The following is a 17,991-nucleotide window of genomic DNA, read 5'->3' as shown; positions in this document are numbered from 1 at the left end:
CTTACCATGAGTAAGTGACTCTGCCATCCGCTTCCCCTGCCCAGCCGACGACCGCCTGGGCGCACGCCGACGAGCGCGACTGCGAGCGGACCGGTGCGATGCTCGAGGTCGTCGGTCAGCGCTGGTCGGCAGGCATCCTCCTCGCACTCGCCCGCGGCGCGGAACGGTTCAGTGAGATCGTCGCCGCGGTCCCCGGTCTGTCCGCCCGTATGCTCACCGTGCGCCTGCAGCAGCTCGGTGCGGCGCAGCTGGTCGAGCGAGAGGTCATCCCGACCATCCCCGTCAGCGTGCGGTATCACCTGACCGAGCGTGGCAACGACCTGATGTCGGCCATCGAGCCGATCTCGGGGTTCGTGCGACGCTGGGACGACCCCGAGGACTGAGCGCCTATCCGGAGTTACGTCGGTCGAGATATCCACCCGCGACCGCGAAGTGCACGCTCTGCGTTCAGTCGAGGTCGTCGGCTGTGAAGTGGTCGGTCAGCACCGACCGCACCTGCTGGTAGAGGTGTCGGACGGATGCCTTCTGGCCGCGTTCGGCCCGGCGCGCCCACTCGTCGTAGGCCAGGCGGACGTTCGTGTTGATCGCGGTGACGACAGCGCGGGCCTGGATCTCATCGGCGTCCGGGTCGTCGTCGGCGCGCAACACGATGGTGGTGAGGGCCTGCACGTATTCGTCGTCACGGGCGAGGGCGCGGGAGAGCAGGCCCGGCTCGGCGAGAACGAGGCGACGCGCCCGCAGGATGCGCGTGTGGGTGTCGGGCTGCTCGGCGTCGAAGGCATCGATGGACGCCAGGTAGGCCTGCTCGATCGTGCGTCTCACCGCGGGCCCCGCTCCGTCGACGGCGCGCACGCGGGCGATCAGCCGCTCCATGGAGTCGTCGTCGACGAACAGGGCGTTCTCTTTCGTCACCGCGTGGCGGTAGAAGGTACGCGGGGCGATGCCGGCGGCTTCGGCGATCTCCTCCACCGTCGTGGCGGCGACACCCTGGCGCTCGAAGAGCTCGATCGCCGCGTCGGCGATATCGCGACGGGTCTCACGACGTCGCTGTTCGCGCAGGCCGCGGTGGGCGTCAGGGTCGTCGGCGGGACCGGTGATGTTGCGGTGCCGATCGTCGGGTTCGAGCATCCGCCCATTCTCGCACCCGACGAACCGATAGTGGCAGTCACTGCCATATACTGATCGGGGCGTTCGTGCAGCTCATCCGGCGCCCCTCCCGCAACAGTGTGCAGCCCTGCAGATAGAAAGCCCTTCGTGACGCTCGAGAAAAACCCCGACACCGCTTCGATATCCGTGCCCGCCGCAGCGGCTGCGCCCCGGACCGGCCCCGTGATCGCCCTCCTCGTGGCCTCGGCCTTCGTCGTCATCCTCAACGAGACGATCATGGGCGTCGCCCTGCCCCGGCTCATGGACGACCTCGACATCACCGCCGCCACCGGGCAGTGGCTGACCACCGGGTTCCTTCTCACCATGGCGATCGTGATCCCGTGCACCGGCTATCTGCTGGCGCGGTTCCCGCTACGAGGCCTGTTCTTCACCGCGATGTCGCTGTTCGCTGCCGGAACGCTCATCGCCGCGCTCTCGGCGGGCTTCGGGATGCTCCTCGCCGGCCGCGTGGTGCAGGCGTCCGGCACCGCGATCATGATGCCCCTGCTGTTCACCACCGTGCTCAACGTCGTGGCGCCCACCCACCGCGGGCGCATGATGGGCGTCATCTCCATCGTCATCGCCGTCGCGCCGGCGGTCGGTCCGACGGTGGCCGGTGTCATCCTCTCCGCCCTGGACTGGCGCTGGATGTTCTGGCTCGTGCTTCCTATCGCCCTGCTCGCGATCGCGCTCGGCGCCGTGTGGGTGCGCAACGTCACCGAGACCTCGCGGCCTTCATTCGACCCGCTCTCGGCCGTGCTCGCGGCCTTCGGCTTCGGCGGGCTCATCTACGGCCTCAGCCTCATCGGTGAGTCGGCGTCCGGTCACGCACCCGTGCCGGTCTGGATCCCGCTCGTCGTCGGCGTCGTCTCGCTCGTCGTGTTCGTGCTGCGCCAGCTGTCGTTGCAGAGGACGGATGCCGCCTTCCTCGACCTCCGCACCTTCACCTCGCGCTCCTTCAGTCTCGCCGTCGTGCTCGTCGTCGTCGTCATGGCGGCGCTGTTCGGTTCGCTCATCCTCCTGCCGCTGTTCCTGCAGCAAGCGCTGGCTCTCGACACCCTGACGGTCGGCCTCATGATGCTGCCCGGCGGCATCCTGATGGGCGTCATCGCCCCGATCGTGGGGGCGCTGTTCGATCGCTTCGGGCCGCGTCCGCTGGTCTTTCCCGGGATGGTCGTCGCCGCAGCGGCGCTGTGGGGCATGACGACGTTCGACATGAACACCGAGATCTGGTGGATCGTGCTCATCCACGTGACCCTCAACCTGGGGCTCGGTTTCGTCTTCACGCCACTGCTCACCTCCGCACTCGGGTCGCTGCCCCGCTCCCTCTACTCGCACGGCAGCGCGATCACGAGCACCCTCCAGCAGGTGGCCGGCGCCGCCGGTACCGCCCTGTTCGTCACGCTCATGTCCGTGGGGACCGCCAGCGCCCTCGCGGCCGGCGACGCCCCCGGCGAAGCGATGACCGCGGGTGTGCACACTGCGTTCGTGGTGGGAGCGGCGATCGCGAGCGTCGCGGTCGTGCTCACCCTCTTCGTGCGCAAGCCCGCCGACGTCGAGGAGCCGCTCGCGCACCCTGCCGCGCACTAGGCCGAGCCGCCGCCGGCTGTGGCGCCGGACCTGTTCCGGCCACTTGCGTGAATCGGCCGCTGAACGCGCCCGCTCAGGGTGTGTTGCTCAACCCTGTGATGTCGCCGGGTTCCAGGCCGCTGCGATAGGCGAGGAGTCCCTCGACACCACGTAGGAAGGTCGCGCAGATGGGCTCCGGGTCGGTGAGGGAGCCGGCGGCCATCGCGCCATCTCGGAGCATCACGAAATGTCGGGCTGCGGGTTCGGCGTCGATCTTTCCAGTCTGAGCGAAGAGCTCGGTCATCGTCGTGAGAAACCACTCCCGGTGCTCGAGCACGGCATGGTGAACCGGGTGGTTGGGGTCGGGGTACTCCGCGGCGGCGTTGAGGAATGCGCATCCGCGGAAGCCGGCGCCCCGGATGTCGTCGGCGATGGCCTGCGCGATCGTTCGGATGATGTCGTCCGTGTCGCCGCCGGAGTTTCGGGCGGCGTCGGTCCGCGCGCGGATCCCCTCGTCGATCTGCGTGAGGTAGGCGACGAGCAGGTCGTCCTTGCTCGGGAAGTGCCGATAGAGCGTGGCGCGGGTGACCTGTGCTTCGGCGATGACGCGATCGATTCCGACGGCGCGCAGCCCGTCGGCGTAGAAGAGCCGGCTGGCCGTGTCGAGCAGTCGAGTTCGTGCGTCGGACATGTGTGCCTCGTTCCCAAATATTGCTGTGCCTCCCACGTTATCAGAGAGACAGAACGATCGGTCTTGACAGATGGGTCGAGTCGGTTCATGCTCGGTGTACCGACCGTTCTATCTACAAGAAATGGGAGCACATGTCCGCCTCAGTCCATACCGGGGATCCGGGGGTCGCCGTACGCGCCGCCAGCAGTACGAGGGCGCTGCGAAACCTCTACTTCGCGAGATTCGGATTCGCTGTCACCTGGGCGATCCTGCTCATCGCGACCGCGACGTCGATCAACGCAGGCTCTATCGCTCTGCTCGTCATCTATCCGTTGTTCGATGTCGCGGCAGCGATCATCGACTTCCGCTCTTCCGGGTCCAGTCGGCCGAAGGCCCCGCTTTACATCAACATCGCGCTGAGCCTCGCGGCTGCGATCGGCCTCGCCGCTGTCGTCGGCTCCGGTATCCCGGACGTCCTGCGGGTGTGGGGGATCTGGGCGATCACCGCGGGAATCGTCCAGTTGATCGTCGCGGTCCTGCGCTGGCGCATCGGAGGCCAGCTGGCACAGGTCCTCAGTGGCGGACTCTCCGTCTTCGCGGGTGCGGGCTTCCTTCTGGTGGCCGCGGGGCCGAATGCCGCGCTGACCATCGCCGGCGGCTATGCGGCCCTCGGCGGCGTCTTCTTCCTGATTTCGGCGATCCAGTTGCACCGCGTCATCCGAAAGGCGGGGAAGTGATCATGACTGAAGTCACCCGTCCGTCCCTCATCGCATCCGACGTAGACGGCGATTCCGTCGTCGACGTGATCGTCATCGGCGCGGGACCTGTCGGCGAGAACGTCGCCGACCGAGTCGTGCAAGGCGGCCTGACCGCGACCATCGTCGAACGTGAACTCGTCGGTGGTGAGTGCTCGTACTGGGCCTGCATGCCCACCAAGGCACTCCTCCGTGATGCTGCGGCGCTCCGAGCTGCCCGTGCCCTTCCCGCCGCGGGGCGAGCTGCGAGCGGCATCCTCGACCCGGCCGCGGTGTTCGCCCGTCGGGACCGGTTCGCCGAGCACTGGCACGACTCAGATCAGGTCGATTGGCTGCGCAGTGCCGGCATCACGCTGGTCCGCGGACAGGGACGGATCAGTGGCCCTCGCACGGTGACCGTCACCGACACCGCCGACGGCACGACGACGCACCTGCGGGCACGCCATGCCGTCGTCGTAGCCACCGGCAGCAGCGCACACATGCCGCCGATCGCGGGACTCGCGGACGTCACGCCGTGGACGAACCGCGAAGCCGCGGCCACACAGAAGGTCCCGGACCGCCTGGCCATCATCGGGGGCGGAGTGGTCGGCGCCGAGATGGCGACGGCATTTCACGCACTCGGCTCCCACGTGTCACTGATCTCTCATACGCGCCTGCTTCCGCGAGCCGAGCTGTTCGCGAGCGAGCACGTGACGGAGGCGCTCCGCTCCGCCGGTGTCGCACTCCACCTGGACGCCGACGCCGTTGAGGCTCGACGGAAGGATTCCGGCATCCTCGAGATCACACTGTCGGACGGCAGCACCGTCGCGGCGGACGAGGTTCTCGTCGCGACCGGACGGGTGGCGAATACGACGGACATCGGTCTGGACCGGATCGGCCTGGAAGCGGGCAGGTGGATGACGGTCGACCACACCCTCGCCGTTCTCGACCAGAACGGTCAGCCGATCGGCGACGAGACCGGTGCCGACCCTGGTGCAGCCTGGCTCTTCGCCGCCGGCGACGTCAACCGTCGCGCACCGCTGACGCACCACGGCAAGTACCAGGCCCGCGCGCTGGGCGATGCCATCGTCGCGCGAGCGAACGGCGCGGAACCCGGCCTGGATCCGTGGGGACGCCACGCCGTGACCGCCGACGAACGGGCGCTCGCGCAAGTGATCTTCACCGAGCCCGAGGTCGCCACCGTCGGGCTCACGGCACAGGAAGCCGCGGCAGCCGGACGAGACACACGGGTCGTCGACTACGACCTGGGGAAAGTCGCCGGTGCCGCGCTGCACGCCGATCACTATCGCGGCCAGGCCCGCATCGTCATCGACGCCACCCGCAACACCGTGATCGGTTTCACCGCCGTCGGTCCGGACGTCGCCGAACTCCTCCACGCCGCGACGATCGCCATCGCCGGGGAGGTCCCGCTCGACCGCCTGTGGCACGCGGTGCCCGCCTACCCGACTATCAGCGAGATCTGGCTCCGCCTGCTCGAGACAGACGGCCGAGATCACGTCACAGCATCCGTCGCTCTCGTCACGGCCGACTCCGCGACCGACGCGGCCGCCGCCTGAACCCCCATCCACATCACCACTCGACGCAAGGAGCTCCGCATGCCCACGAAAATCACCCTCATCTTCGACAACCCGGTTGACCCGGACGTGTTCGAGTCCGGTTACGCCGAATTGGTCGACCGAGCCCGGAGATTCCCCGGTCTCATGAAGATGGAGACCTCGAAGGTCTGGCCCAAGGAAGACGGCACCGCCACTCCGGCCTATCGCATGATCGACCTCTACTTCCCCGACTACGCGGCAGCCAACGCGCCCTTGGGAACGCCCGAAGCGGGGGCCTTCTTCCGGCGCGCCGGCGAACTCGCGACCGGAGGAATGACAGGACTCTTCTCCGACGTCGAGGAGTCCTGAACCCCCTCCGGTGTACGCAACGAACCATCCATCACGACAACACACGAAAGGAAACTCACATGAACACTGACATCTCGACCGCCGGCGAGCAGCCGGCCGCGAAGCCCACCGTCGTCCTCGTGCACGGCGCCTGGGCGGACTCGAGCGGCTGGGGCGGTGTGATCAGCAAGCTCCAGGAGGACGGCTACCCGGTGCTCGCCGTCGCCAACCCGTTGCGCGGCCTGGCGTCCGACTCGGCGTACGTCCGCAGCATCCTCGACTCCATCGACGGCGACGTGGTCCTCGTCGGCCATTCCTATGGCGGCGCGGTCATCACGAACGCCGCCACCGGCGCCGGCAACGTCCGCGCACTGGTGTTCGCAGCGGCCTTCACGCCCGACGAGGGCGAGACCATCGCCCAGTTCAACGACCCGGTGACGTACCCGGGTGCCGAGCTGACGCCCGACTCCCTCATCGTGCGGCCCTACCCCGGCGGTGCCGACGCCACCATCGTCCCGGCCCGGTTCCGGCAGATCTTCGCGGCAGACGTGCCTGTTCGGCAGGCCGACATCATGGCCGTGGCCCAGCGCCCGACCAACGTGGCGGTCCTCGAGGAGCGGACCGGGGAGCCGGCGTGGAAGACGATCCCCAGCTGGTACCAGATCTCCAACCAGGACAACGCGCTCTCGCCGGTCGCGCAGCGCTTCTTCGCTGAGCGGATGGGTGCGCACACCACCTCGATCGACGCGTCGCATGCCGGTTACGTCTCCCACGCGGCGGAGACGGCGGAGCTGATCGAGGCGGCCGCCCAAGCGCCCAGCTGATCACCCCTCCTCACGCACGGGGCGTGCGGGCCACCCTGGCCGCACGCCCCGTGCGTGTCGGACGACGAGCATCCCGACGCATGTTCGTTCGGAGTCGAACGCGCGGGCGACTGGCGACGTCCGCTCCGCGGGACCGCGCCATCAGGCGGGATGTGTGCGGCCTGGGGCTGCCGGGGCACGCCGATCGCCACCCTCGAGGCGTAACCGTCATCGGCACCCTGTACGCCACACGCGTGGTGTTGATCTCCTACCGGGTCGACGCGGAATCACGTAATCTCTCCGGCCGCGGACGACTGCACGTATGCCATCCCCTCCTGGAAGCGCGGATCCTCCGCCCGCCGCTCCATGTCGGCGAAGTCGATGTCCAACTTCTGGAACGCCCACCAGAGGTGGCCCTGCGGGTCGCGGAACCGGGAGACGACATCGCCCCATGCGAGCTCGGTCGGGCGAGTGACCACCCGAGCCTCACCGGATTCCGCGCGGGTGATCACCGCATCCAGGTCGTCCACATAGACGCGCAGGTACGCCGGTCTTGTCTCCTGGGCATCGAACAGCATGACGACCGAGTCGCCGATCGCGAGTTCGGCATGCGCCACGCGTCCGCTGGCGTCCAGCAATGGCTCGGCTCTCGCAACGGCGCCGAAGACGTCGCTGAGGAACGCGATCTCTGCGAGCGTGTCGGCGGAGATGATCCACGGGTCGACCGTCGTGTACTCAGCCATGCGACGACGCTACGTCGGAGCACCGGCGGCGATCAACACGCTCAGCTCGTAGGTGTCGGGGGCTGCCGTGGAAGCGCGGAGGCCAGGGCACTCGCTGTTCGTGCTCCTGCAGTGCGGCCGTGACGCGGTCCAGGAACTCGCTGACGGCATCCATGTCGTAAGAGCCGCCGTGACGCGTGGAGGTGCGGAACTGCCGGGTCACGACGTCCTCACTGCGCAAGCGGGGCGTCCCGCCGCTCTCGTAGGCGTGGAGGGCGACTTCGCACTCCTGCAGGAAATCGTCGACGTCCTCTGCGGAGAACCCCTCCACGCGGAACAAGCCCTTTCGCTTCCCCGGGGGGAATCGGACGTCGCGGAGCTCAGCGCTGTGCATGCCCCGACACTAGCGCCGCGGGCACCTCGTTGCGGAGCGCGGTCGGCCACCGGCTTCGTCCCTCATCCGGCCGGTTCCACCTGGAAGTCGACGGAGCCGAATGGGAACGGCCAGATGTAGGTGCCTGAGTCGTCGATCCCGAAGAGCGGGATGACGGAGAACCACACGTTCGCGACGACGATCGCCGTCACCGCGAGGGCGGGAATCGCGACCGCTGCGCGGTTCAGAATCCGCAGAGCGGAGGGTTCGTCGGCGGCACGGCGCAGCACGCGGGTGAGGGCGCCGACGAGCACGCCGGCGAAGATGAGGTACATCAGGACGCTCGGGCCATCCTCGGGCAGCCCAAGCGAGTCGGAGCCGTGAGTCCATGGTCGTGAAGGAGGGTGCGCGTGTGCGCGACATCCCATTCCTCCGGCTCGAAAACGGGAAACTCGATGTGGTCGAAGCTGGCTCGCACCGCACCGGTCACCGCCTTCTCGACGCCGGCGCGGTCGAACTCACCGGTCCAGACGAGGGCGTGGGCGCCGATTCTCATGCCATTTTCCTTTCGTCGGTATCCGGGCGGTCAGTCGGCGAGCAGCGCGTCGGCGCCGCCGGCCTCGAGGCGCTGGACCGCATCCATGTACGCCGCGACGAACTTGTCCGAATCCGCCAGAGGCGCCAGTGCAGAGAAGGCGGTCAGGAAGTCCCCGGCTTCACCGGCGGAGACATCGAGCAGGTGTTGCGCGGATTCGTCGTCGAGGACGAAGCGCCCGAGCGCGGCCTCCCGGTTGAACGCGCGCCAGCTGGCGATGAGCCGCGCTCCGGCACGGGCATCGGAGCCGGCGGCCACACGATCGCGCAGGGTCGGCGCGACGAACTTCGGGATGCGGTTGGAGGCGTCGGCGCCGAGCCTGGCCAGTGTGTCGGCGATGCCGGGGTTGCCGAAGCGACGGAACAACTCCTCGATGTACCCCGGCAGGTCGAAGCCGGCGGGAACGCTCAGCGTCGGCACGCCCTCGGTCATCATGTAGTCACGAACAAACGCCTCGATGCGAGGGTCAGCGAGCGCATCGTGCACGTAGGCGTACCCGGCGAGCTGTCCGATGTATGCGAGCGCCTGGTGGCCGCCGTTGAGGAGGCGGATCTTTATCATCTCGTACGCATGCACATCGTCGACGACGGTGGCTCCCACCGATTCGAAGTCCGGACGGCCGGTGGGGAAGTTGTCCTCGATAACCCATTGCGTGAAGGGCTCGCTCGCCACCGGCCACGCGTCCTCCACGCCGGCTCTCTCGCGGATGCGCTGCCGGTCGGCCTCGACGGTTACCGGCGTGATGCGATCCACCATGGTGGAGGGGAACGCCACCTCTGTCGCGATCCAGTCGCCGAGCTCGGGATCGACCAGGCGAGCGACGGCGACCACGCTCTGGCGGGTCACTCCGCCGTTGCCGGGGATGTTGTCGCACGACATCACGGTGAACGGCGGGGTGCCGCGGCGACGACGCTCGCGCAGAGCCGCTGCGATCCAACCGAAGGCTGTGCGCGGCTCCGTGAGCGCGCTTCTGGCCTCGGCGACCACCAGCGGATCGTCGGCGGCACGTTTGCCGCTCGTCGGATCCTCGACGTAGCCGCCCTCGGTGATCGTGAGCGAGACGATACGCACAGCTGGTTCGGCGAGCTGTTCGAGCACGGTCGACAGGTCATCCGGTGCGTGGAGGAAGCGCCGGATCGAGCCGATGACCCCGACCTCGTCGGTCCCGTCGGGATGCCGCAGGGTCAGGGTGTACAGACCGTCTTGGCCATTCAGCGCGTCCCGCATCCCGGCGTCGCGCTCCAGCAGGCCGATCCCGCAGATCGCCCATTCACGACCGACTCCGGAGGAGAGGAGCCGGTCCACGTACATCGCCTGGTGCGCTCGATGGAAGTTGCCGACCCCGAAGTGGACGATTCCGACTCCTGTGGCATTGTCCAGGTACGCCGGTCGTGAGATGTCCTCGGGCAGCGAGAGGAGGGAGGAGCGGCTGAGACGTTGCACGGCGTCATCCCTTCCCATTCACGTGCACAAGGATGCGCGCGGTTTGGGCGGGCGTCGCGCCCCTGACGGTCAAGCGCAGCCAGTTGCCGAAGTTGATCAGGGGTATCTCGGCGATCGTGTCGCCTGCCGGCAGGGTGGTCGGGGTACCGCGCCGGATCCAGTTGATGCCGTCGGGCGACACCTCGGCCGACAAGGTCAGGTCGGGGTGTGCGCCCTCGGTCTGCAGGAAGATGACCACCTCGCGTGCCCAGCCCGCTTCGTAGGGCAAAGTGGCGTAGTCGCCATCGAGCGTGACGCGCCGAGCGATGACGGATGTGTAGGTCTGTTGCATGTCGTTCGCCTGCCCTTCAGGTCTCGACGGCGGTGGTCGAGACGTTGTCGAAATCGACGATCGCGTTCTGCGCGATCAGCGTCTGCCGCAGGAGGCCGACGTCCGGATCGGACATCGAGAATCCGTGCTCCACCGCCAGAGCCGCTGCAGTGCCGGCGCCTTGGCCCATAGCCATGCAGGTCGCCATCACGCGGACAGAACCGAAGCCTGGGCCGTCGGCGCACAGCGTGCGCCCGGCTGTGATGACGTTGACGCTTCCTTGCGGGATGAGACAGCCGAGCGGCACGTTGTAAGGCTGCCTCAGGATGACGAAATCGTCCTGATCGATGCTGTGCCCTCGATGGATGTCGATCGTGTGCGCGCCCTTCGCGACCGTGTCCTGGAACGCCTTGGGGTTTATCACATCATCCTTCGTCAACTCGTAGCGACCGACGATGTGGTAGGTCTCCCGGACGCCGGTCTGGATGCCCGACTTGGCGAGCCATGCGTGGCGGAATTCGGGGAACTCCCGCCGCATCACCTCGATGATCAGGTGCATCTTCTCGCGCAGGTTCGTCTCCGTGGTCGAGAATCGCTCGGGATCGCTGGCGTCCGTCGACTCGCGCAGGACGTTGATGCTTACCAACCCGTCGTGGAAGAAGCGGTTGATCCAGGGGCCCCCGAATAGCGGGACTTCGCCGGCGGCATGGAGGTCAGCCAAGCGCGCCCGGATCGACGCAGACACGGGCAGGATTCCATCCACCGCGTCGCCGAAGACGTACTCCAGTGCATCGGTGTCCACGCCGCCGAGTTGGAACCATAGGGTGGCCGGCTGCAGCACGTCGCCCTTCGTGGTGGGGAGCGCCGCCGCCCGCACGACGTCGGCGTCGCCGCTGCAGTCGACCACGACGCCGCATCCGTATGCCACTCGACCGGTCTTGTTCTGCAGGATGACGTGACTGACGTGCCCGCGTTCGGCGACGACGTCGGCGAACCAGGTGTGCAGCAGAAGCGTCACGCCGCTTTCCAGAAGGAGTCGCTGCGCCGCCAGCTTGAGGATCTCGTCGTTGACTGGCCAATTACCGCTGTCCCGGTCGAGCTCGGCGCCTCCGAGCTCCGCGGCGCGCCGCATGAGTTCGAGCGGGATGCCGCCGATGTGCTGGCGCCCGCCCACCCGAAACTCGCTGATCGGCGTGACCAGGGCGCTCGCGGCCATGCCGCCGACGAACCCGTAACGCTCGATCAGGAGCGTTCGTGCGCCGGTCCGCGCAGCCGCGATCGCCGCTATGACCCCGGCCGGGCCGCCACCAACGACGACCACGTCGTAGTCGCCGACGACCGATGTCGTGCGTGGAGGCTCCTCGATGAACACGGCGGATGAGGTCCCCTCATTCCGTCGAGTAGACGACGGAGTCGAGGAACAGGTGGACGGAGCGATCGGTGTCGGTCTCGACGAAGAACACGGGGTTGATCAGATCCTTGATCGACTTGTAGCCCGGTGCCAGCGTCGGCTGGAGACCGCGCATGTCGAAGACCTGATCCATCGACTGCAACTCCACGTACTGGCGCTGCTTCACGTCGACGGTCAGGCGGAAGTAGAGCCAATTGATCTTGTCGGGGCTCTCGTTGTAGAGCAGATCCTGCTCGCCTCCGGGCACCCACTGGTAGCCGTCGCCGCTCCCGTCCTCGAAGCGGCGGCCGTACCACTGGTTGTCGACGCCGGGAACGCACCATCCGTCCTCGACGCCGAAGTTCCAGTCCTTGCGGCTGACCCCGTCGGCGACCCGGTAGTACTGCCACCTCTTCACCGGCTGCCCGCCCAGCGCGTTCACGTAGCGCACTCCGGGCATGTACCGGTACTCCGAGTCCTGCACGTCGAAGAAGAAGCCGAAGGCGCGGATGTCCTCCTCGCCGAGACCGACCCGGTCCTGTGCCGGTGTGTACGAGTACCAGGCTTCGATCTGGATCAGGCGGGGATCTCCGAAGCGGGACAGCCGCTTGATCGCGTGGCCCATGCTTCCCGGGCGCGGCGGCTCGGTGTGCGGCCCGCCGGTCGGCGCCGTCGTCAATTTGAGCGAATACGTTCCCTCCATCGAGCCGCTCGATGACGCGAATCGCATCGATGCGGAGCTGAGCTGCGTGGCGGGCCAGCTGGAGAGGTCGACGGCCGACGGGAACGACTCGTAGTCCTCGTAGACGTAGTTGGGTGTGAGGTCGAGCCAGCCGTTGAAGCCGGTGTCGAAGTCGTCGTAGGTGATGACGCGGGCGAGCGGGTTGAACCGCTCGAGACCGCGATCGTAGCTGAGGAATCGCTCCACGTGTCCACGTCCTGTCGGGGCCGGAAAACTCAAGGGCTGAAGAGAGACGCGGTGGGGAGGCGCGAACGCATCCCCACCGCATCCTGGATCACTGCGTGAGATACACCGTGCTGAAGTCGATGAACTCCGTCGGCGGGATTGTCAGACCCTGCACGTTCGAGCGTGCCGCGACGTTCGCCTTCACCTCGAACAGGGGGATCGCCGGCATGTCCGTCGCCATGATGTCGGCGACCTGCTGGTAGAGCTCGGTGCGCTCGTCCTGATCGGTGGACTGCTGAGCCTGCGTCATGATCGTGTCGAGCTCTGGGTTGCAGTATCCGAGTCGCTTGGCCGCGCAGCTGTACAGCCGGTTCAGTGTGTAGTCGGCATCGCCCGTGATCGTCTGGTTGGGCTGCACGTCCATGTCCCAGTTGAGGGCCTGGAACTCGGCGAGCCAGGTCGCCGAGTCCATGCCGCGGGGCTCGACGGTGACACCGATCTCGTCCCACGCCGACACCATGGCCTGCACGAGGTTGTTCGTGCCGGCGACAGCCGTGTTGAAGATCACGTCGGTCGAGAACCCGTCGGGGTACCCGGCCTCGGCGAGGAGCTCCTTCGCGTGCTCCGGGTCGTAACTGGGCAGCTCCGCCGGCAGGCAGCCGAAAGCGGACGCGGGGCAGAACGAGTCCATCGGGGTGACAGTGTCGCCGTAGAGGCTCTCGATGATGGTCGGCAGGTCCAGCGCCTCCCGCATCGCCTGGCGCACGCGGGCGTCGTCGAGCGGTGCGTGCTCGTTCTCGAACCAGAGGAACCAGTAGTTGAGGCTGTCGACCTGGGTGAAGGTGACGTCGGGCAGCGCCTCCACGGTCTCGATCTGGTCGTAGGGGATGCCGTTGATGACCTGGACCTCGTTGTTCGACAGACCGGTGACCTTGCCGTTGACATCCGGGATCGTGCGGAAGGTCAAGGTTTGCAGCTTCGCCGTCTCTCCCCAGTAGCTGTCGTTGCGCACGAGCGTGACGCGGTCGTCGGCGACGTACTCGTCGATGACGAAGGCGCCGGTGCCCAGCGGCTTCACCCACCAGGCGTCGTCGGTGGAGTGGTCGCCCTGTCCGATGTAGATCATCGACAGGATGCCGACGAGCGTGCCGGTCGGCGCCTTGGTGTTGATCACGACGGTCAGGTCGTCGGGCGCTGAGTAGTCGGTGATGACCGACAGCACCGCCGCGAGCGGACCGTTCTGCGCGATGTAGCGGTCCAGCGTGCCGACGACATCCGCCGACGTCAGCGGCGTGCCGTCCGAGAAGGTGACGTCCTCGCGCAGCGTGAACTGCAGGCTGGTGGGCGTCGTCCACTCCCAGTCGGTGGCCAGCACGGGGCTAATCTCTTCACCATCGAAGCGCACCAGTGGCTGCATGACGTTCGACATCACCTGGTTCACGCCGATCTCGAGCGGAGCCTTCGAGATGTCGAGGGTCTGGATGCCGTAGTTCGGCACGAACGTGAGGTTCTGCTCTTCGTCAGGCAGCGGATCCGATGAGGCGCCGGTGGGTGCCGATCCACCGCCGCAGGCGGTGAGGGCGAGGCAGGCGACGACGACTGCTCCGGCAGCCATCGTCAGCCTCGAGCGAAGGGATGTCATCTCGATCTCCTTTGATTGTTCGACATGCGATGCGGGACCGTCCGCCGCCCCCCGGCGGCGTGACGTCTAGGGCGTGGTGTTCAACCAGGGCCGTACCACGGGGACGGCAGCGATCAGGCGCTTCGTATAGGCGTCTTGCGGGTTATGGAAGAGGTCGGTGGCGGGGCCCTCCTCGACCACCACGCCGCCGTTGAGCACGAGCACGCGATCGCAGATGTGCTCGATGACCGACAGGTCATGGGAGATGAAGAGGTATGCCAGCTGCAGTTCGCGCTGCAGGTCGTCGAGGAGGTTCAGCACCTGCGCCTGGACCGAGACGTCCAGTGCCGACACCGCCTCGTCGCAGATGATGAGCTTCGGCTTCAGCGCCAGGGCGCGGGCGATGCCGATCCGCTGCCGCTGACCGCCCGAGAACTGGTGCGGATACCGGTCGGAGTAGTCCGGATTGAGGCCGACCCGCTCGAGCAGCTCCTTAGCTTCCGCGGTCCACCGCGCGCGCCTGACCAGCCCGGGATGCACGCGCCAGCCCTCCGCGATGATGTCGCGCACGGTCAGGCGCGGATTGAGGGAGGCGTACGGGTCCTGGAAGATCATCTGCATCTCGCGCCGGACGCTCTTCAGGCGCCGCGGTGAGTAGTCCGTGATGTCCTGCCCCTCGAAGATCACGCGTCCGGCGGCCGGCTTCACGAGACCGATGACCGTCCGGGCGACGGTGGACTTGCCCGACCCGGACTCTCCCACGAGCCCGACCGTCTGACCGGCCGAGAGCTCGAAGTCCACGTCGCTGACCGCGATGTTCTCGCCGGTCTTGCGAAGGAGGATGGACGAGCGGATCGGATAGGCGACGCGGAGGTGGTCCACCTTCAGTAGCGGTGCAGTATCAGCCATGCGGAAGCACCTTCTCGGATCGGAGGCACGCGGCCAGGTGCCCGGGTTCCCAGCCCTCGGGGTGTCGCAGTTCTGGCACGGTCGTCCGCGTCGCCTCCGTGGCGAAGGGGCAGCGCGGATGGAAGGCGCATCCCGTCGGCAGGGCGAGGAGGTTGGGCGGCGATCCGACGATGGGCTTGAGACGCTCGCCGACGGCCGCTGCACTCGGGATCGAGTCGAGCAGTCCCTTGGTATAGGGGTGTGCGGGGTGGTCGTACACCTCGCGGATGCGTCCCGTCTCCACGATGCGCCCCGCGTACATGATGGCGGCGCGTTCGGCCACGTCCGCGACCACCCCCAGGTCGTGGCTGATGAGGATCATCGCCATGCCGGTCTCGGCCTGCAGGTCGGCCAGTAGCTTCATGATCTGCGCCTGCACGGTGACGTCGAGCGCGGTGGTCGGCTCGTCGGCGATGAGAAGCTTCGGGTCGAGCGCGATCGCCATCGCGATCATGATGCGCTGGCGCTGGCCTCCGGAGAATTGGTGCGGGTAGTCGTTGATGCGGGTGTCGGCGTCCGGGATGCCGACACGCTTGAGCAGCTCAAGCGCCTTGGCCCACGCCTCGCGCTTGCCCATTCCGAGGCGCCTGCGGAAGGGCTCGGCCACCTGGTACCCGATCCGGAAGACGGGGTTCAGCGAGCTCAGCGGATCCTGGAAGATCAATGCGATCGCGGTCGCGCAGAGCTCCCGCACCCGGGCCACGGGTTCTGCCGCGAGGTCCACACCGTCGAAGAGGATCCGGCCGCCGGCAATCGACCCGGCCGGCTTCGGTAGGAGAGCCATGATGGCCTGGGCGGTGACCGACTTGCCGGATCCGGACTCGCCGAGGATCGCGAGCGTCTCGCCCGCGGCGACGTCGAAGCCCACGCCGTCGAGCGCACGCACCACGCCGGCCGAGGTGGAGAACTCCACGGCGAGGTTCTGTACGGAGAGGAGCGGAGCTGCCGGCGGCGAGGTGCGGGTGGACTCGATAGTGCTCATCAGGCGCTCCTCAGCCGCGGGTCGAAGCGGTCGCGGATGGCATCGCCCAGGATGCCGGTGGCCAGCACCAGGATGAGCAGGACGATTCCGGGGAAGGTGGAGATCCACCAGGCCGTCGTGAGATGGGCGGTGCCGTTGGAGATGGTGCTGCCAAGGCTTGGCGTTCCAAGTGGCACGCCGACGCCGAGGAACGACAGTGCTGCCTCGGCCAGGATGACCTGACCGAACTCCACCGTCAGGATCACCAGGATCGGCGCGAGTGAGCCGGGCAGCAGCGTGCGGAAGATGAGGTGCGCGTGCCCCGCGCCCAGAGTGCGCGCGGCTTCGACGTACTCGCGGTTCTTGAGCGTGAGCACCTGGGCGCGGGTGACCCTCGCGATGATCACCCAGTTCGCGATCGATAGCACGATGATCACGTTCATGATGCCGGGGCCGAGGACGGAGGCGATGAGGATCGCCAGTAGGATCGCGGGGAAGGCGAGCTGGATGTCCGCGATGCGCATCAGGGCCGTGTCGAGCTTGCCGCCGAAGTGGCCGGCGAGCAGGCCGAGCAGGACGCCGACCAAACCGGCGAAGACGAGCGTCATCGCGCCGACCACGAGCGACACCCGCAGGCCCTCCATGATCTGTGCGAACAGATCCTGACCGACCTGGTCTGTGCCGAGGATGGCGATCGATCCGTTCGGCAGTCGCGATCCTGGAGGGAGCAGCCGCGACGCGAGATCCACCCGCAGGGGATCGAAGTTGTAGAGGATCGGCACAAAGACGGCCCCGATGACCGCGAGACCCATGACGATGAGCGGTCCGACGATGCGCAGCGTCACACCGCTGCGACTGCGGCGGGCGACCTGCAGCGCTTGCATCGCGATGGTGGGAGGGGCACTCATGACGCGAGCCTCACTCTCGGATCCAGGTAGGCGTACAGCAGATCGACGATGAGGTTGATGACGACGAAGATCGCGGCGATGACGACGACGCAGGCCTGCACCACGTTGTAGTCGCGAGCGAGGATCGCCGACACGAGCAGTCGCCCGATTCCGGGGAAGGCGAACACCGTTTCAGTGATGACCGCCCCACCGAGGAGCGTGCCGAACTCGAGTCCGACGACGGTCACGATGGGGATGAGCGCGTTGCGGATCGCGTGCGGGAAGATCACGGTGCGCTCCGACAGCCCCTTCGCTCGCGCGGTGTTGATGTAGCCCTCGCCGATCACCTCGAGCAGGCCGCTGCGGGTCAAGCGGGTGAGGATCGCGACGAAGGGGAGCGCGAGCACGATGGTCGGCAGGATGAGGCTCTGCGGGCTGCTCAGCCCTGAGCTGGGCAGCCATTGCAGGGTGCGGGAGAAGATAAGGATGAGGACGACGCCTACCCAGAAGCCCGGGAGCGCCTGAACCAGGATCGAGCTCACGCTGACGAATCGGTCGGTGAACTTGCCTGCCCGGAGAGCGGCTGCCAGGCCCAGCGGGAGGCTGATCACCAGCGCGAGCAGGCATGCGAGGAACGCCAGGAGCGCGGTGTTGGGCAGCACCTGCGCGATGAGGCTCATCGCGGGCACGCCCTGGCGGTAGGAGTCGTTGAAGTCTCCGACCGCGGCATGGGCCAGGAAGTCCGCATACTGCGCGGGCAGGGGCAGATCCAGGCCCATATCCATGCGCAGCGCCGCCAGCTGCTCCTCGGTCGCGGAGTCCCCCGCGATGAGGAGAGCCGGGTCGGAGGGCACCATACGGACGATGACGAAGACGACCGTCGCGACGCCCCAGAGCACGAAGACCGCGAGCAGGACCCGCCGCACGGTGTATCCGAGCACTGTCCACCTCCGTTGGTCGGCTAACACTCAGTCACGGTCGTCGTCGAGCCGTGACGTTATCGTTCAT

Annotated in this window: 21 protein-coding genes; 6 read left to right on the top strand and 15 right to left on the bottom strand. The window is 67.4% G+C overall.

What is annotated here, in order from left to right:
• The first annotated feature begins 14 nt into the window (after positions 1-14).
• Positions 15-383, top strand: a complete 369-nt coding sequence (locus tag E4V99_RS04980) for a helix-turn-helix domain-containing protein (protein WP_240742779.1) — start codon at positions 15-17, stop codon at positions 381-383.
• Between the two features lie 64 nt (positions 384-447).
• Here E4V99_RS04980 and E4V99_RS04975 read toward each other — a convergent pair whose 3' ends face one another.
• On the bottom strand, positions 448-1,128 hold the full coding sequence (locus tag E4V99_RS04975) for a TetR/AcrR family transcriptional regulator (protein ID WP_135062958.1): 681 nt from the start codon (positions 1,126-1,128) through the stop codon (positions 448-450).
• A gap of 126 nt (positions 1,129-1,254) precedes the next feature.
• Between E4V99_RS04975 and E4V99_RS04970 the strand changes: the two genes are divergently transcribed.
• Positions 1,255-2,736, top strand: coding sequence for an MDR family MFS transporter (locus E4V99_RS04970; protein WP_135116578.1), 1,482 nt, complete (start codon positions 1,255-1,257; stop codon positions 2,734-2,736).
• 73 nt (positions 2,737-2,809) lie between these two features.
• Here E4V99_RS04970 and E4V99_RS04965 read toward each other — a convergent pair whose 3' ends face one another.
• A complete protein-coding gene (locus E4V99_RS04965) occupies positions 2,810-3,406 on the bottom strand; it encodes a TetR/AcrR family transcriptional regulator (RefSeq protein WP_135062962.1) in 597 nt (198 codons plus the stop codon).
• A 131-nt stretch (positions 3,407-3,537) separates the two neighbouring features.
• Here E4V99_RS04965 and E4V99_RS04960 point away from each other — a divergent pair, with 131 nt between their 5' ends.
• The 4 genes from E4V99_RS04960 to E4V99_RS04950 are packed head-to-tail and all read left to right on the top strand — an operon-like array spanning position 3,538 to position 6,847.
• Entirely contained in the window at positions 3,538-4,122 is a 585-nt protein-coding gene (locus E4V99_RS04960) for a hypothetical protein (protein ID WP_135116577.1), read from the top strand.
• A gap of 2 nt (positions 4,123-4,124) precedes the next feature.
• Positions 4,125-5,696, top strand: a complete 1,572-nt coding sequence (locus E4V99_RS04955) for an NAD(P)/FAD-dependent oxidoreductase (RefSeq protein WP_135116576.1) — start codon at positions 4,125-4,127, stop codon at positions 5,694-5,696.
• A 39-nt stretch (positions 5,697-5,735) separates the two neighbouring features.
• On the top strand, positions 5,736-6,044 hold the full coding sequence (locus tag E4V99_RS18550) for an EthD family reductase (protein ID WP_209305592.1): 309 nt from the start codon (positions 5,736-5,738) through the stop codon (positions 6,042-6,044).
• 59 nt (positions 6,045-6,103) lie between these two features.
• Positions 6,104-6,847, top strand: a complete 744-nt coding sequence (locus tag E4V99_RS04950) for an alpha/beta hydrolase (RefSeq protein ID WP_209305591.1) — start codon at positions 6,104-6,106, stop codon at positions 6,845-6,847.
• 266 nt (positions 6,848-7,113) lie between these two features.
• On the opposite strand, the gene E4V99_RS04945 is transcribed toward E4V99_RS04950, so the two are convergent.
• The 13 genes from E4V99_RS04945 to E4V99_RS04885 all read right to left on the bottom strand — a co-directional run bounded on the left by E4V99_RS04945 (position 7,114) and on the right by E4V99_RS04885 (position 17,924).
• The gene (locus E4V99_RS04945) at positions 7,114-7,569 is read right to left on the bottom strand and encodes a VOC family protein (protein ID WP_135062970.1); all 456 of its coding nucleotides are present in this window, start codon (positions 7,567-7,569) and stop codon (positions 7,114-7,116) included.
• Positions 7,562-7,942 carry a DivIVA domain-containing protein gene (locus E4V99_RS04940; protein WP_135116574.1) on the bottom strand — a complete coding sequence of 127 codons (381 nt, stop codon included), beginning with the start codon at positions 7,940-7,942 and terminating at the stop codon, positions 7,562-7,564. The genes E4V99_RS04945 and E4V99_RS04940 overlap by 8 nt, the downstream gene beginning before the upstream one ends.
• A gap of 62 nt (positions 7,943-8,004) precedes the next feature.
• The gene (locus E4V99_RS04935; RefSeq protein WP_135116573.1) at positions 8,005-8,256 is read right to left on the bottom strand and encodes a hypothetical protein; all 252 of its coding nucleotides are present in this window, start codon (positions 8,254-8,256) and stop codon (positions 8,005-8,007) included.
• Complete coding sequence (locus E4V99_RS04930) at positions 8,256-8,477, bottom strand: hypothetical protein (protein ID WP_135116572.1); 222 nt, start codon at positions 8,475-8,477, stop codon at positions 8,256-8,258. The genes E4V99_RS04935 and E4V99_RS04930 overlap by 1 nt, the downstream gene beginning before the upstream one ends.
• Positions 8,478-8,507: 30 nt before the next feature.
• A complete protein-coding gene (locus E4V99_RS04925; protein ID WP_209305590.1) occupies positions 8,508-9,959 on the bottom strand; it encodes a mannitol dehydrogenase family protein in 1,452 nt (483 codons plus the stop codon).
• Positions 9,960-9,963: 4 nt separating this feature from the next.
• The gene (locus E4V99_RS04920) at positions 9,964-10,290 is read right to left on the bottom strand and encodes a DUF6385 domain-containing protein (RefSeq protein ID WP_135116570.1); all 327 of its coding nucleotides are present in this window, start codon (positions 10,288-10,290) and stop codon (positions 9,964-9,966) included.
• Between the two features lie 16 nt (positions 10,291-10,306).
• Positions 10,307-11,641 carry an FAD-dependent oxidoreductase gene (locus E4V99_RS04915; RefSeq protein WP_135116569.1) on the bottom strand — a complete coding sequence of 445 codons (1,335 nt, stop codon included), beginning with the start codon at positions 11,639-11,641 and terminating at the stop codon, positions 10,307-10,309.
• A gap of 16 nt (positions 11,642-11,657) precedes the next feature.
• Complete coding sequence (locus tag E4V99_RS04910; RefSeq protein WP_135116568.1) at positions 11,658-12,587, bottom strand: DUF6772 family protein; 930 nt, start codon at positions 12,585-12,587, stop codon at positions 11,658-11,660.
• 88 nt (positions 12,588-12,675) lie between these two features.
• Entirely contained in the window at positions 12,676-14,181 is a 1,506-nt protein-coding gene (locus tag E4V99_RS04905) for an ABC transporter substrate-binding protein (RefSeq protein ID WP_167758076.1), read from the bottom strand.
• Positions 14,182-14,274: 93 nt separating this feature from the next.
• Complete coding sequence (locus tag E4V99_RS04900; protein WP_135116566.1) at positions 14,275-15,096, bottom strand: ATP-binding cassette domain-containing protein; 822 nt, start codon at positions 15,094-15,096, stop codon at positions 14,275-14,277.
• Positions 15,089-16,117 (bottom strand): ABC transporter ATP-binding protein, encoded by a 1,029-nt coding sequence (locus E4V99_RS04895; protein ID WP_135116565.1) that lies wholly within the window; start codon positions 16,115-16,117, stop codon positions 15,089-15,091. Before E4V99_RS04895 ends, E4V99_RS04900 begins: the two co-directional genes overlap by 8 nt.
• The gene (locus E4V99_RS04890; RefSeq protein WP_209305589.1) at positions 16,117-17,004 is read right to left on the bottom strand and encodes an ABC transporter permease; all 888 of its coding nucleotides are present in this window, start codon (positions 17,002-17,004) and stop codon (positions 16,117-16,119) included. The genes E4V99_RS04895 and E4V99_RS04890 overlap by 1 nt, the downstream gene beginning before the upstream one ends.
• Entirely contained in the window at positions 17,001-17,924 is a 924-nt protein-coding gene (locus tag E4V99_RS04885; protein WP_135116564.1) for an ABC transporter permease, read from the bottom strand. Before E4V99_RS04885 ends, E4V99_RS04890 begins: the two co-directional genes overlap by 4 nt.
• Positions 17,925-17,991 lie beyond the last annotated feature (67 nt).

This window comes from Microbacterium sp. dk485 (assembly GCF_004570445.1).
In the GTDB taxonomy this organism is placed as follows: Bacteria; Actinomycetota; Actinomycetes; order Actinomycetales; family Microbacteriaceae; genus Microbacterium; species Microbacterium wangchenii.
The sequence above is the reverse complement of the archived record's forward strand: the minus strand, read 5'-3'. Positions and strand labels throughout refer to the sequence as shown.